The sequence below is a fragment of the Ehrlichia minasensis genome, assembly GCF_004181775.1.
Taxonomy (GTDB): Bacteria; Pseudomonadota; Alphaproteobacteria; order Rickettsiales; family Anaplasmataceae; genus Ehrlichia; species Ehrlichia minasensis.
In genome coordinates this window covers 1-14,078 of sequence record NZ_QOHL01000030.1, presented here as the reverse complement: position 1 = coordinate 14,078, position 14,078 = coordinate 1, and the positions used below count along the sequence as shown (strand labels likewise).

The following is a 14,078-nucleotide window of genomic DNA, read 5'->3' as shown; positions in this document are numbered from 1 at the left end:
TGTATCGTGTTTTTGTGTTGTATCACTTATTTTCTGGTGCGCAATATCTTCTGTAGGAGTGCTTTGTACTTTGTTTTGAATAGGGTTAGTATTGTTAATACTAGTTGTGTCATCTACTGACTTTTGTGATGTTATACTGTCTTTTTGAGTATCTGAAGTATCATGTTTGTGTATTTCATCGTGAGTAGGTTGAGTATTATTAACACTAGCTGTTTTATCTACTGAGTTTTGTAAAGTTTTATCACTTTTTTCTGAATCCAGTGTATCGTGTTTTTGTGTTGTGTCACTTACTTTTTGGTGTGCTATATCTTCTGTAGGAGTCTTTAGCATTTCATTTGTGTAATCACCTAATGGTAACATAGTTGATAAATATTCTGTAAGTTTTGTATTAGGTAAGTCAAGTATGTGATTCCCTTGTTTGTTGGAAAAGTATGTTTTAGTATGGTTTTGTTCGTCTGATTTAATAGTAATATATATATTATTTGAACTTAGTTTTTCTTTTATTAATTCATAGAAGTCTTTATCTAATCCTATAATAGGTTCATCATAATTAAATACTTGAGTGAAATTCTGATAACACTTGAAAGAAAAGTCATCATAGAAAATCTGTGTATCACATTCATTAGAAATTAATGGTATTTCTTTTCCTTCTAATGTTATGCTAGCAAGATTTTTACTGTTATCGTATTCTGTATGAAGATTGCTTTTTGTGATTTTAAAAATAAATTTTTTATTCATATCTACATATTGATTGTCATCAGGTGCATTGTTTGTTTGAAAGTTAGCAGATGCTAAAACTTTTAATGCAGTATTATAACTTGTAGTTAATGGTTGATCTTGTTTTACATCTGTGAAGAAATACTTACCATTTTGCACTACAAGGAAGATAGGGTTATTTTCCATTTCTGCTTGTAGTATATCATCTCTGATATTGTGTAGATTAATTTTCCCATGCTCATCCACTTGATGTTTTCTAATATCTGAATAGCTGAGGGTGAATGTATCATAAGTTGGGGAATTGCAATCTAGATAATGTTTATATTGTAAAGCTTCAGGACTTAATTTTGCAAATTTTTGATGAGAAGAGATATCTAAAATAAGAGGAGTAGAAGCTTTAGTAGTGTTAGTTGGTTCTTCTGAAACTATTTTAAATAATGGAGCACCTTCTTTTGATTGTTGTATATTGTAGTATTCTTTCAAGTTGACTTCTGAGGATTTTTCAATGATGTTTTCTGGCTTAATATAAAATTTATAGTAATTATATCGATATGCTTCTCCATTTTTATTGCATAATACCAAATTGTAAAAATCTTGAGGTTGTTCATTGTTAGTATTGCTATATTGCGTATGCTCTACTTTAATGTATCGATATTCAGCTGGAATATTTAAATAGTTATCATAAAAATAGTTGTTATATGGTACGTAGAATTTGTCACCTACAAAAAAATAATTTTTTGATGGCATTGTTATTTCAGTATTATCTTCTGTGATTATTTTGACTTTATGTGTGTTATGATTGCAGAAGAAGTGTAGATCTTCTCCAACATCTAATTTGAAAGAATATTCATAATTTTTTGGTGTTGATATATTGCTAGTCATATTTCTCTCCTGGTGTAAGTTACTATGTAAGTTTAAGTATTCAGTGTAAATTTTCAAGTGAGTTTCTGTTTAGAAACTTGCCTATAGATTGTATAGAGCATCAAATTTGTTGCTGATAAAGCAGTAGTTTTTTTCTGATATCTGATTTGAAAGACAATTTTTGCTTATTTTAATCAATGTTTTGTTTGTCATACTTCTCCTTATGGTTGTATATGATGTATAAATTTGTTACTAAATATAAATTTTTTATTATGAAAAAAAAGTTAATCAATAAAGTTATTAATAATTTTTAACTAAAATATCAATATATTATGCTATAAAGATAATTAAACAGTTAATTTGTTAATTTTTTTATATTGACATATTAGTATATTTTATGTATCATCCTAGTCCAAATTAATATTTATTAACGGATGGATTTTATGGCGATTTTCTTAGAAAGTGATGATGGTAAGAATAACTTGAAAAGGACACTAGAGGACAGCACTCAAGACAAGATAAATCTAAATAATGCTCATTATTACTACCATCATGACACTGGTACGGGGAATACGGAATATAATTATGTGGATTTGGATAGTATAAATCATATTAAGATGACTGGGAAGCCTGGTTATGGTGGAGATACTTTACCTATTGTTCCTACCACAGCTGCTAGTGTATCTGATGATGATGTAGGAGTTGCTATAGGTAATGCTAAAGATTTTGAAGATAATGTTTTTCACCGTACATCTACTATAAGAAACGATGAATTAAAGATAGATTTACGAGTACATACTTTAAAAGATTTATCTGATAAAAGATTACATGAAATTGAAGAGGGATTTAATGATGCTATAACAAAATTTAAAAATAATTTTGGGTTAGAGGCAAATGTTGGAGAGACTGTTTTTGATTTATATCTTTTTGATGATAAAGAACAATATAATTATTATGGAAAGCTTTATAACTTAGGAATTAGTGGATCTGGTGGTATGACTTTCTATGGAAATGCTAGTGTTCCATATAAAATTTATGTACATCAGCATGGTAAAATATTGAATTTAAAACATGAATTAGCTCATGCATTAGAAAATTATGCAGCTGGACATAAGTTGTATGGTTCTGGCGTAGATAGTAGAATATTTACTGAAGGGTTAGCTGATTATATACAAGAAGATAATAGTTTTATTATGAGAGGGTTAAAGGATCGAGAGATCACTTCAGATATATTGAAAGATTCTTCTGGTAGTCTAGATCATGCTAGTAGTGTTGCAGTGAATGAAAATCAGGTGTTAAGTTATAATGTAGGGCATGCATTTGTGATGTTTTTACAAGAGAAATATCCTGGAGTAATTTCAGAATATTTGCATGCATTGAAGGAGGGTAATACTGTTCGTGCTAAAGAGATAATTAGTATGGATAAATATGCAGATTTTGAGCCGTGGGTGAAGTCTAAAGACATTTGTTTATATTTAGAAAATATGAATGTGTTGAAGTTAGGATTAGGCGAAAAAATGTTTTCTGCTGAGAATGCTAGTTATTTTAACAATAAGGGTGTCAATAAAGAATATTACCATGAAAACATTTATGATATGAGTGGTAAACTGGTAGGCGAAATGTCACCTGTAGTACATTATGCACAAAAAAATGTGATTCGTGTTTGGAATATTGCAAGTCCTGATATGATAGAGGTGCGGCCAGAATATAACTTTCTGAAATTAGTCACTACTCCGTCTGGTAAGTCTGCATATGTATATTGTGATAAGGATGGAAATGAATATTTTAATACCACAGATTATATAAATTCTGCGTTTAACATATTGGCAAGATATGATGTTAAGCTTCGTGAAAGTAGTGATGCTTTAGATATTAGAGGTCACTATTCAGATGCTGATAAAGTGTTTAGTAAACTGCCTAATTCTGATTTGCTGTTGGATAAGTTTTTAGAAAAAATAGGTTATGGTAGTTATAAGCAAATAATAATGAGTGATCCAGAACAACTTCATTCTATTAAGACTTATATAGTAAAAGAAGCGTTTGAAAATTTTAGAGAATCTGAAGTTAAAAAAGTGTTAAGTGGTGAATCTCATCCAGAATTAAGGAATATATTGATGGATCTTACCTATATTAATTTAAAGAGTGTTATAGGAGTAAATGGTGCAGATATCGACAGCATTGTTTCTAATCCAGATGTAATGTTGCGTACTGCTGTGTTAGGTAAAGGAAATTCAAGTGGAATATCTCTATATGTAGATGATCAAAAAGTTGGTGAGTTATCAACTGAAGCAGGTTATTGTGTAAAGAATCTTGATACTGGTAAAGTGTATTTTATGTTCCGTAATGCTGTTGGAATGATAGCAAGTAGTTATGAAGACAGAGCATATATGGTTGTATTAGAAAAAGATGGTAAGTTTACTACTGCTCTGGTTGATAATATACAAAAAGCAGCAGATGGAAATGTTATATGGGATAATCAATTTAACCATCCGAATATTAATAACTTGCACTCGAATTATAAGGAGCTATTGTTAAATGATGCTTCAGTTAAAGATCACTCTCATCTTGCGGATGTGAAATTTAATAAAGATGATACAGTCATTATTAAAGGTGAATTATTGGATGATAAAGGTACTGTAAGTACAGATGATGATGTACATCGTGCAGTTGTTAAGCATGATGATCAAATACTGCATCAGTTTAAAAGTATGTCTTTTTACATTACTGAACCATCAGCTGATTCAGGTGAAAGTTATGGCAGTGATTTTTTCATTGCTGATAAAGGAAGAAATCTTAGATTTCAACTTCCTAAAGCTATTACACATTTGAAGTTGGTTAATGTTAATGGAAATAATAAGTTGGTACCATGTACTAAAGATGGAAATGAGCATCCTGAAGGCATGCCACCTGATTTAACAGATGAATATAGATACATAGATCCTATTTTTGCTCATACATTTGAGAAACAGAGTTATTCTAAAAATAGTGTTAGCGTTGGGTTAGTAGATTTTAGTAAGTATAAAGAAGGATCTATGTTTAAATTACAGCATTATTCTGATGATTATCATATTCTCAAGGATGAGCAGGGTAATGTTATTAGGCCTAATAACGAATCTTATGCTACAAAAGTGGATTTAGTATATGATGATAAAGTTATTGGTATGTTATCTGATAATATAAATCAGTTTCAAGGTGATATTTTCATTTCTGCAAGCCTTAACTATAGTCACAATGATTTTCTGTCATCTAAGTACTTTCAGAAGGTTAATGTTGAAGCGTTAGAAAATGGAATATATAGTGGAAGATATGATGTAGGTAATGGTGACCAAATAGTAGGCCTTAATACTGATACAGGCTATAGTGATAAAGCTGTTTTTTATTTTAAAAGTGATAATGTATCTACTGATACGCCAACTAGTGACGTTACTACTATTTTACCTTATGTAAATGAACTTTAGTATAAATAGATCTTAAGTAAATGAGCAGCGTATATTTGTACGCTGCTTATTTGAATAAAGTTGTGTTTGTAAGTTGTTGTATTGTGACAAAAATATACACAAGTTTGTTTCTATAATATTGCAGTACTGATCATGTATTAAATTCTAGTGATGTGAAATGCAATTAATTCTAGTATCATAAATTGAAGGAATAAGTTTATCTATGATTTTGTTATGAATTTTTCTATAAAAGTAGTCCTAGAATCATTCATCAATTATTTTAGTAAAAGTGCTGTACTATTATTTGTTTAATGCAATTATGTTAACTTTATTAAATAATTAGAATTTATAATTTAGAGATCATGTGTTAAGCAATGTGATAGGATATATAAGCAATGTTGCATTTATTTTATTGTGCTGTATAATGATGTGCATTTTAAATATCTATGGATTAACAATATGATGAGATTAATTGTTTGTCTTGGTATTGTAGCTGTTATTATTGTAGCTTTTAATTTTTTTACTAATAAACAACAAGTACAAGATCAGAAACAAGAAGTGCATGTATATTCATCTCGTAAAGAAGAATTATTACATAGCTTATTCGAACAGTTTACTAAAGAAACTGGTATAAAAGTTAAATACATTAATGATGAAGCTGCACAGTTAATTAATAGAATGGAAAATGAAGGTACTGCTACTTCAGCAGATGTATTTTTGACTGCAGATGCTGTTAACCTGATTCTTGCTAAAAAAAAGGGGTTATTGCAGCCTGTACAATCTGAGGTTTTAAATCAAGCAATTTCTAGTAAGTATAGGGATAACGAAGGATTTTGGTTTGGCTTAACTAAGCGTGCGAGAGTAATAGTATATAACAAGGATTTAGTTGAAGATAATGAATTGAGTACATATGAACACCTAGCGAATACGAATTGGAAAGATAAAATTTTAGTGAGATCTTCTAGCAGTCCATATAATCAATCTTTGATTGCTTTTATGATAGCAAATAATGGTGTAGAGAATACTAAGATTTGGGTCAAAGGATTAGTTTCAAATATGGCGAGAAAGCCTAGTGGTGGAGATATCGATCAGATTTATGCTGTTGCAGCAGATGAAGGAAGTATAGCTATAGTTAATAGTTATTATTTTGGTAGAATTGCAGCTTCTGATAAGAAAAGTGATCAAGCTGTAGTAAAAAAACTTGGTATTTTTTTCCCTAATCAAGAGACTACTGGTACTATGATTAACATTAGTGGTGGTGCTGTTACAAAGCATGCAAAAAATAAACAAAATGCTATAAAATTATTAGAGTTCTTAACTAGTGTCAGAGCACAGAAAGTTTATGCTCAAGTTAATCAAGAATATCCTATTGTAGAAGGTGTAGAGCTTTCGGAAGTATTAAAGACTTTTGGGACATTTAAAGAAAGTGATTTGCCTTTGCAGGAATTAGAAAAACATTTGACTAAATCTGTTGAAATTGCTGATGAGTGTGGTTGGAGATAGTTTTTAGTGGGGTAAATTACTATGCATGTTGAAAATCATATAATTTCTTGCTAATGTATAAGAACAATCTTATATAAGTGATTGTAGCTGCTGATGTTAAAGTTGAGATATTGTATTAGTAATTTTTTTGTAGTGAAGCCTTCTACAGTCATTTGTACAAAAATTCTTTCTATTGCAATTTTAGATATGATAGAAGAATCCTAGTTACCTAAGCTTTAATGGTTTTGTTTGTAGAAATTTGCTGAATAGTGCAAAGTCATGGTTTGTGGTAAATATATGATTGTTTTCATCAATTAGATATAATAGTTTTCTTGTTCTCTATCATAATTTTGGAATATTTTACTACGTGCAGTTAACACTTCACGTAACTATACTGCTTTTTTATTGTTTCATAGGAGTTTAAAGTTTCTTCATATGTTGTGCGAGAAATCGAAAGATGCATAATGTTTGTACTGATTTATATTATTCCTAATATTGAAATGTTGTATATAATTTAAAGTATTGAAAAATATTTTTTACTTTGTTCTTTTATGTTGCTGTAATGCAGTATTGTTTAATTTATAATATTATTAAGCTGTAGTATTACATATTTGATTTATTTATCTGCAGAAAGACATACTAATGAATATTACTTCAACTAGATGTTAGAAAAATCTACATTTCTTGTGTAATCATAACGTAAATAAAATCGGAATAGTGACGAGTGCCATCAAAAAATTATTTTTTTGTAAATTCTATGCACCGTATAACAACTATTTTTATGATAACCATCTAAATATCCACGCTGAATATTGATATTCTTGTTTGTGAATTTCATTTATTTGCTATTTGGAATTATGTGGTACTTTTTATCGAAATGTCTTTAATAAACCAATAAGAACATAAGCTGCCCTATGTTCAGTATCTTTAACATCACTAAAACCTACACACCAACAGTGCGATCAAATAATTCTCTATATAATGTAAGAAACACTCTAAACTACTAACTTTGCTTTGGAGGAGAATGATTTGACTGAAATAAACAACTACACAGTGAAAGTGTCTATCATGCAGTTTCTATATTAATGATACCTTTCTTTATAAACCAAGCAACCCTATCAGTAGCTTGTGCTCCAACGCTTAGCCAGTATTTTAGCCTATCAACTTTTACCTTAACAAATAGCTCATGTTCTTTTGGAAGCATTGGATTATAAAAACCTAAAGATTCAATGCATTTCCCATCTCTTGATACTCTAGAATCAGCAACAACTACCCTATAAAAAGGACGCTTTTTAGCACCAAATCTTGCTAACCTTATCTTCACAGACATGAGAATATAACCTTTAAAACATCTTAATTAACACTAGATCATACACATAATAAGGTGAGTAGTCAAATTGAAAAATATATTTTTAAATATTTAAGTTTGATGTTTAAATTGTTTTGGAAAAATAAGAAATTTGCAATATGTTATTAAAAACAATATGATTAAGTATTAGTCTTGTTCAGGTTATTAAAAATAAAAGCAGGTGTCCTGTTTATAATGGACGTATAATAGGAGGATATTTAGTTATATGAATTTAAGAAAAGCTGTATTGTCGACCATAATGTGTAATACATTGGTATGGTACGATTATGTGTTATTTGGAAACTTGGTTAGTGTGATCAGTAAGTTGTTTTTTCCAGCAGAAGATAGATATTTTAGTCTTATTATGACGTTTAGCATTTTTGCAGTTGGATTTTTAATGCGCCCTTTTGGTGCGAGTATTTTTGGGTATATTGGAGATAAGTATGGAAGAAAAGCAGCATTGACTTTATCAATTATAGCTATTTCTGTGCCTATTACTTTTATTTCCATACTACCAACCTATGATAAAATAGGTATATTATCACCTATACTACTTGTAATTTGTAGGTTGATGCAAGGTATATCTTTAGGTGGAGAAGCTGGTAATGCTACTTTTTTAATAGAACATTCTAAAAAAGGAAAAAATATTGGATTTTTTGGTAGTTTTGAGACTTTAAGTGCTGTTCTTGGTTCTATTATTGCATTGTTGATGATATTGTTGTCTCAATATTTTACAGGAGAAAATTTTGAAGTATGGGGTTGGCGTATACCTTTTGTAATTGGTTTATTGTTGGGCCTGATAAGCATTTACATTAGATGTATTACTGCTGAAAGTCCTGCATATGATACACATAAAGAGAGTAATAATCTTTCACAATCTCCAATATTGGAATTATTTAAGAATTATAAGCGTCCTTTAGTATTAGCAACTTGTATTGACTGTATAGAAAACTGTTCATTCCATATTTTTATGGTGTTTTTTATTACATTTGTTAAAGAATTCTCAAGTATTCATTTTAATTTTAATGCCAATACTGTAAGTATTATTGAGAGTTTCAATATAATGATTTGTGGGGTTTTGAATGTATTTTTCGGATATATTTCAGACTATGTTGGCCGTAGAAAAGTAATGTTAATTGCATCTGTATCGTTATTTTGTGTTGCAATGCCAGTATTTTGGTTATTAAGTCAAGGTAGCTATATTGACTTAATTATAGCTTATCTAATTTTTGTGATTCCATTTTCTGCGTCTTTAGGACCAGCGAGTGGTGCAATGTCTGAGTTATTCCCTACAAAGGTTAGATATACTGGTTTTGGATTATCGCGTAATATTGCTTCAGCTATATCTGGTGGTATGGCTCCTGTAATATGTACATGGCTTATAAGGGCAACAGGATTAACATTTATTCCTGGAGTATATGTCATGTTTTGGGCAGTGGTTGCAATTATTGCGTTATGTCAGATAAAAAAAGAAGATGTGTATGCTGATTGGTAATCCTACTACTTGGTAAGATTTAAATTTATCAAATTAATTGCTTATTAAAAGCATAGTTCTAAATGGCTTGTGGTGTTTAGCTATAACCTGTCTGTATTATGTATGTACTGTTACTAGTTGATTGTCATTAAAAGGGTGTAGCATACTAACTTTGTTGTTTATATGTTACGTGGTTGAATATTATGATATAGGTAATGATGTACTATGCTTATTAATAAAGTATATTTATATGCTTAATTTATGCAAGATCTTAGTTGATAGTTCTTAGTGTAATTATAATGCAGTAAAGAGAAATATGTGTATATTTGAGCTGTTTTAGGTGATAAATCATTAATTTTGCCATTTTGTTATATTATATAGTTTTCATATGTGCATGCTGTTAGCTTATGTATTTTAGTGATGTTTGATGTAAATACTAAAATTAAGGTTCTAATTTTCTTGCTTCATCTATTAGCATAATAGGGATGCCATCGCGTATTGGAAATGCTAATCTAGCTTTTTGACTGATTAACTCATTTGTATCTTTATTGTATTGTAATTTGTCTTTAGTTAGTGGACAAACAAGTATTTCGAGTATTCTATGATCAATCATATTTGAGATAAAGTAAAATTAATTTATTACATTGTAGCACTTGTTATGGAAATGTGGAACTATAGTTTTTTATACTGAAATTATATTTGATTGGTAATAGTTGAGAAAACATAAGTTTGTTAAAAAGCTTGTAGTCGGTGTTCGATGGATTAATAAAATTATTAGACATTACTATAAGGTTGTGTTGTTACAAAAGTGTTTTTTGTCATAATGTGTGCACTAAAATGTTGTGTGATAATGAGATGGTAATGTCAGTTTATGGTAAAATGGTTTTTCGTATTTGTAAGAATGAGTTTTATTTCTGTGTTATCCATGATATTTTTATGGTTAGTATTGTTTGAAAAATCATCTAGAATCATTCTAGGACCTATAGCATTGACTTTAATATTTGGTGATAATTCTACTGCTGCAAATTTTGTGAAATCTGATAGTGATTTTTTTGACATTGTATATGTGAAAGATTTTGTAGCATTTTTTGTCACTATTGCGTCAATTATATTAATGATATTCCCTATAGTAGGGCATTTTTTTGCAAAATATTGAGTTAAGAATAGAGGAGCTTTTATGTGTAGATCATAATTGTATGAAAAATCTTCAATAGAAGTATTCATTAGTGTGTTTTTATAGAATACTGATGCATTGTTAATAAGACAATTACAATAAGGCATGGATTGGAAAGTTTTATCTATAATAGAATTGAGCGAGTTGAATTCTGTTAGATCGGCTTGTATTAGAATACATTGTCTATTATATAAATTTTCAATAATATCCTTTGTTTTTATTGCATGATCTTTAGAAATATTGTAGTGGATAGCTACATCATATCCATTACCAGCTAAGAACATTGCCATTGCTTTGCCTAGCCTTTGTGCTCCACCTGTAATTAGTACACCTTTCTTATCTAATATTTGTGACATACTAAGTAATTAGATTGGTAAAACAGAAGCCATAGTGACTTAGCCATTGTAGTTTGTTGCTGTAGAATTTACGTAGGTCGCTAATGTTGTATTTAAGCATAGCAATTCTTTCAATGCCAATGCCAAATGCAAATCCACTGTATTGATCTGGATCAATATTTACGTTTGTTAAAACATTACGATGAACCATACCACAGCCTAAAATCTCTATCCACTTTTTTTGATCGCACTGTATATCAACTTCTGCTGATGGTTCAGTAAACGGAAAGTAGCTATTGCGAAATCTGATTTGAATATTTTCCCCAAAAAACTTTTTTAAAAAGTAGTTAATACAATATTTTAGATGCCCCATATTAATATTTTTGTCGATATATAGCCCTTCTATTTGGTGAAACATTGGACTATGTGTTGCATCCCAGTCATTTCTGTAAACTTTTCCAGGAGCAATAATTTTAATTGGATAATTTCCATTATTGGATTCCATTGTTCTAATTTGTACAGAAGAAGTATGTGTACGTAGAACTACTCTTTTTTTGTTTACTAATGTTTTTAAATAAAAAGTATCGTTTTCTTCTCTCGCTGGGTGGTGTTTATGTGTATTAAGTGCGTCAAAAACATGAAATTCATCTTCAAGCTCTGGTCCATCAGATAATTTAAAACCTAAGGATGCAAAAATATGTTTTACCTCATGTAAAGCTTTAGAAATTGGATGTAATTTTGCTATTTGTTTTGGACGTACTGGCACACTAATATCAATTTTGTCTTCCATTAATTGAGCATCAATTTGTATTTTATGTAGCTTTTCTTTTTGTGAATTCATTAAAGATCTGAGCTCAGCACATATAGAGTTAACAGCACTTCCAATAGATTTTCTTTCTTCTATGTTGTTAATTGCTGAAATACTTTTTAAACATGCTGTTATTACACCTGACTTGCCAAAGTAATGAAGCCTTACACGCTCTAATTCTTCAAGGGAAGAAGTAGATAATATCTTATTAGTAGCTTCTGTTTGTAAGCTGTATATATTACTGTGCAACACGAGATTTAGTTAAAGCTTCTTTAGTAATGTCTACAATTTGTTTGAAGTTGTCCTGGTTGTTGACTGCCATATCTGCGAGTACTTTTCTGTTTAGTGTTATATTTGCTAAAGATAAACCATGGATAAAATCTGAATACAAAAGACCATGCTGTCTTACAGCTGCATTAATACGCATGATCCATAAACTTCTAAAAAATCTTTTTCTATTACGCCTGTCACGGTAAGCGTACTGTAGTGCCTTTTCTACCCTTTGTAGAGCTACTCTATAACAATTCTTAGAACGTCCCCTATAGCCTTTTGCTAGCTTGATAATCTTCTTATGCCGTGCTCTTGTTGTAACACCACGTTTAACTCTAGCCATTTCTAACCTCTAAACATTAATACTATTACCTGCTATAAGGCATAAAGAGCTTAACTATACGTGAATCAGAAGAATTCATTATAGCAGTACCACGTTGAACGCGAATGCTTCTCTTGCTCCTTTTAGTCATACCATGTCTTTTTGCAGATTGAGTAGACTTTATTTTACCTGTTGCTGTAACACTAAACCTTTTTTTTACAGAAGATTTAGTTTTTAATTTTGGCATCTCTATCCTAAAATATTTCGCAGAAAGCTAAATCTTAATCTATTCGCGTTAATAGTGTCAAGTATATTTTCTAAATTTTGTTTTTGGTGATTGATGTTGTAGTTGTTAATATTTTTTTATAAATATATGTTAAAATTAAGTGGCATACTCTAATTAACGAAAGGCTACAACTTTTGGATATGGTGATATAATTGAGAAGACATTACATAAGTTATTGCAAAATTATTAGCAATAATTTATATAAGTGTATGTATTACATTAATCAGTAATATATTGTTAATATTTGTATTTTATTTATTTTGTATTAAACCTGGTTATTAGTTAAATTGAGAATTTTGGAGAGATTTGTATGTCAAATAGTAATGTTCCTTTATCTCCTAACCCTAAGGGGTCTTCTTCTACTTTAGAAGACTCTGGCCCTTTGATGCCTAGGGCTGTTGCGGTCTGGTTGGTAGATAATACTATATTGACTTTTGAGCAAATAGCAAAATTTTGTAACTTGCATCTGTTGGAAGTTAAAGGTATTGCTGATGGTGAAGTTGCAAAAGGTGTGGTTGGATGTAATCCAATTACAATGGGACAAGTTACAAAAGAGGAGATTGAGTGTTGTCAGAGGGATCCTAGTAGAATACCAAGGTTAATTAGTTATAGAAACTTTAAGAAAAGTAAGAAAAGAACTGTTAGGTATACACCTATAGCACGTCGTAGAGATAAACCTGATGCTGTTGCATGGATTTTAAAGTATTGTCCTGAAATGCAAGATGTTTGTATTGCAAAATTGATAGGTACTACAAAGTCAACTATTGCCGCTATTCGAAATAAAGAACATTGGAATTCAAGTAATATTAAGCCCAGGGATCCTGTATTGCTTGGCTTATGTACTCAAGTAGATTTAGACGAAGCAATTATGAAAGCCCAAATAGTTGCAGAAAGAGAAAGAAGAGTAAAAAATATCAAAACTAGTGATTTTTCTGTCTCTGACTCAGTATAAAGTTATTATGTAATAAATGTTTACTTAATTGTAATAAGTGCATATAATTTAATTGACAGTATGTCTGTTTAAATGTCGTAGATATACGCTGTTTATTAGTAATTTGTATTAATGGCGTTTTTTATATAGTAGCGTTATTTGATAATCAGTGAGTGTTGATTAAGCTTTTTTATCTTGCGCTTTAGTTAAAATTCAGTAGCCTGGACTATAGTTTTTTAGAAGTTCTATTGTTTCTATTAATCTAGAGTAGTGTTTATTTATTGTTAAGTTAATATTAATTATTGAGTAAAATTATCATAAGAATTCAAAAGTTAGTATTGTCTTTGTTATGTTAGCGGTAGTACAACTTAAGTCTTAATTTTTTAACATTTAATATAGATAAGCGTATGTATGATTTTATGTTTATTGTATAGATTTAAATTATAGGTATATAGTGTTGAATGAAAAAAAGAAAAGAACAAGATACGTTAGTAAAAAAAATGCTAATAAGAATATATTGGTTAAGTCAGCGGCAAATGTTGTAGATAAATCAGAGGTAGTAGAAGAGAAGGAAGAAGTAGAAGGAAAAGTAGAAGTAGCAGAACAAGAAGTGAAAGTCTTGGATTTGAGTGA

At 29.8% G+C, this 14,078-nt stretch carries 11 protein-coding genes; 4 read left to right on the top strand and 7 right to left on the bottom strand.

Features of this window, described 5'->3' with window-relative positions:
- Positions 1 to 1,599, bottom strand: a 1,599-nt coding sequence (locus DRF75_RS04610) for a hypothetical protein (protein WP_129992745.1), incomplete at its 3' end; no start/stop codon positions are given.
- A 422-nt stretch (positions 1,600 to 2,021) separates the two neighbouring features.
- Here DRF75_RS04610 and DRF75_RS04605 point away from each other — a divergent pair.
- On the top strand, positions 2,022 to 5,036 hold the full coding sequence (locus DRF75_RS04605; RefSeq protein WP_129992744.1) for a hypothetical protein: 3,015 nt from the start codon (positions 2,022 to 2,024) through the stop codon (positions 5,034 to 5,036).
- Between the two features lie 438 nt (positions 5,037 to 5,474).
- A complete protein-coding gene (locus tag DRF75_RS04600) occupies positions 5,475 to 6,518 on the top strand; it encodes a Fe(3+) ABC transporter substrate-binding protein (RefSeq protein WP_129992743.1) in 1,044 nt (347 codons plus the stop codon).
- A gap of 1,045 nt (positions 6,519 to 7,563) precedes the next feature.
- Here DRF75_RS04600 and rpsP read toward each other — a convergent pair.
- Positions 7,564 to 7,827, bottom strand: coding sequence for a 30S ribosomal protein S16 (gene rpsP / locus DRF75_RS04595; RefSeq protein WP_045170809.1), 264 nt, complete (start codon positions 7,825 to 7,827; stop codon positions 7,564 to 7,566).
- Positions 7,828 to 8,071: 244 nt separating this feature from the next.
- Here rpsP and DRF75_RS04590 point away from each other — a divergent pair, with 244 nt between their 5' ends.
- Entirely contained in the window at positions 8,072 to 9,340 is a 1,269-nt protein-coding gene (locus tag DRF75_RS04590) for an MFS transporter (RefSeq protein WP_045170810.1), read from the top strand.
- Between the two features lie 421 nt (positions 9,341 to 9,761).
- On the opposite strand, the gene DRF75_RS04585 is transcribed toward DRF75_RS04590, so the two are convergent.
- From DRF75_RS04585 to rpmI, 5 genes are all read right to left on the bottom strand, one after another.
- Positions 9,762 to 9,932 carry a Trm112 family protein gene (locus tag DRF75_RS04585; RefSeq protein ID WP_082019990.1) on the bottom strand — a complete coding sequence of 57 codons (171 nt, stop codon included), beginning with the start codon at positions 9,930 to 9,932 and terminating at the stop codon, positions 9,762 to 9,764.
- 251 nt (positions 9,933 to 10,183) lie between these two features.
- On the bottom strand, positions 10,184 to 10,849 hold the full coding sequence (locus tag DRF75_RS04580) for an SDR family NAD(P)-dependent oxidoreductase (RefSeq protein ID WP_129992742.1): 666 nt from the start codon (positions 10,847 to 10,849) through the stop codon (positions 10,184 to 10,186).
- Between the two features lies 1 nt (position 10,850).
- A complete protein-coding gene (gene pheS / locus DRF75_RS04575) occupies positions 10,851 to 11,888 on the bottom strand; it encodes a phenylalanine--tRNA ligase subunit alpha (RefSeq protein WP_045170814.1) in 1,038 nt (345 codons plus the stop codon).
- On the bottom strand, positions 11,875 to 12,249 hold the full coding sequence (rplT, locus tag DRF75_RS04570; protein WP_045170815.1) for a 50S ribosomal protein L20: 375 nt from the start codon (positions 12,247 to 12,249) through the stop codon (positions 11,875 to 11,877). The genes pheS and rplT overlap by 14 nt, the downstream gene beginning before the upstream one ends.
- Before the next feature lie 25 nt (positions 12,250 to 12,274).
- Positions 12,275 to 12,475: a 50S ribosomal protein L35 gene (gene rpmI / locus DRF75_RS04565; RefSeq protein WP_011452451.1), complete on the bottom strand. Its 201-nt coding sequence runs from the start codon at positions 12,473 to 12,475 to the stop codon at positions 12,275 to 12,277.
- A 349-nt stretch (positions 12,476 to 12,824) separates the two neighbouring features.
- Here rpmI and DRF75_RS04560 point away from each other — a divergent pair, with 349 nt between their 5' ends.
- Positions 12,825 to 13,466, top strand: a complete 642-nt coding sequence (locus DRF75_RS04560) for a cell cycle transcriptional regulator TrcR (RefSeq protein ID WP_129992741.1) — start codon at positions 12,825 to 12,827, stop codon at positions 13,464 to 13,466.
- Positions 13,467 to 14,078: the final 612 nt, after the last annotated feature.

Bases quoted from the DNA above. Each gene is read 5' to 3' on its own strand.
- rpmI (WP_011452451.1), bottom strand. From the start codon at position 12,475: ATGCCAAAATTAAAAACTAAATCTTCTGTAAAAAAAAGGTTTAGTGTT.
- DRF75_RS04605 (WP_129992744.1), top strand. From the start codon at position 2,022: ATGGCGATTTTCTTAGAAAGTGATGATGGTAAGAATAACTTGAAAAGG.
- DRF75_RS04590 (WP_045170810.1), top strand. From the start codon at position 8,072: ATGAATTTAAGAAAAGCTGTATTGTCGACCATAATGTGTAATACATTG.
- rpsP (WP_045170809.1), bottom strand. From the start codon at position 7,827: ATGTCTGTGAAGATAAGGTTAGCAAGATTTGGTGCTAAAAAGCGTCCT.
- DRF75_RS04560 (WP_129992741.1), top strand. From the start codon at position 12,825: ATGTCAAATAGTAATGTTCCTTTATCTCCTAACCCTAAGGGGTCTTCT.
- DRF75_RS04580 (WP_129992742.1), bottom strand. From the start codon at position 10,849: ATGTCACAAATATTAGATAAGAAAGGTGTACTAATTACAGGTGGAGCA.
- DRF75_RS04585 (WP_082019990.1), bottom strand. From the start codon at position 9,932: ATGATTGATCATAGAATACTCGAAATACTTGTTTGTCCACTAACTAAA.
- DRF75_RS04600 (WP_129992743.1), top strand. From the start codon at position 5,475: ATGATGAGATTAATTGTTTGTCTTGGTATTGTAGCTGTTATTATTGTA.
- rplT (WP_045170815.1), bottom strand. From the start codon at position 12,249: ATGGCTAGAGTTAAACGTGGTGTTACAACAAGAGCACGGCATAAGAAG.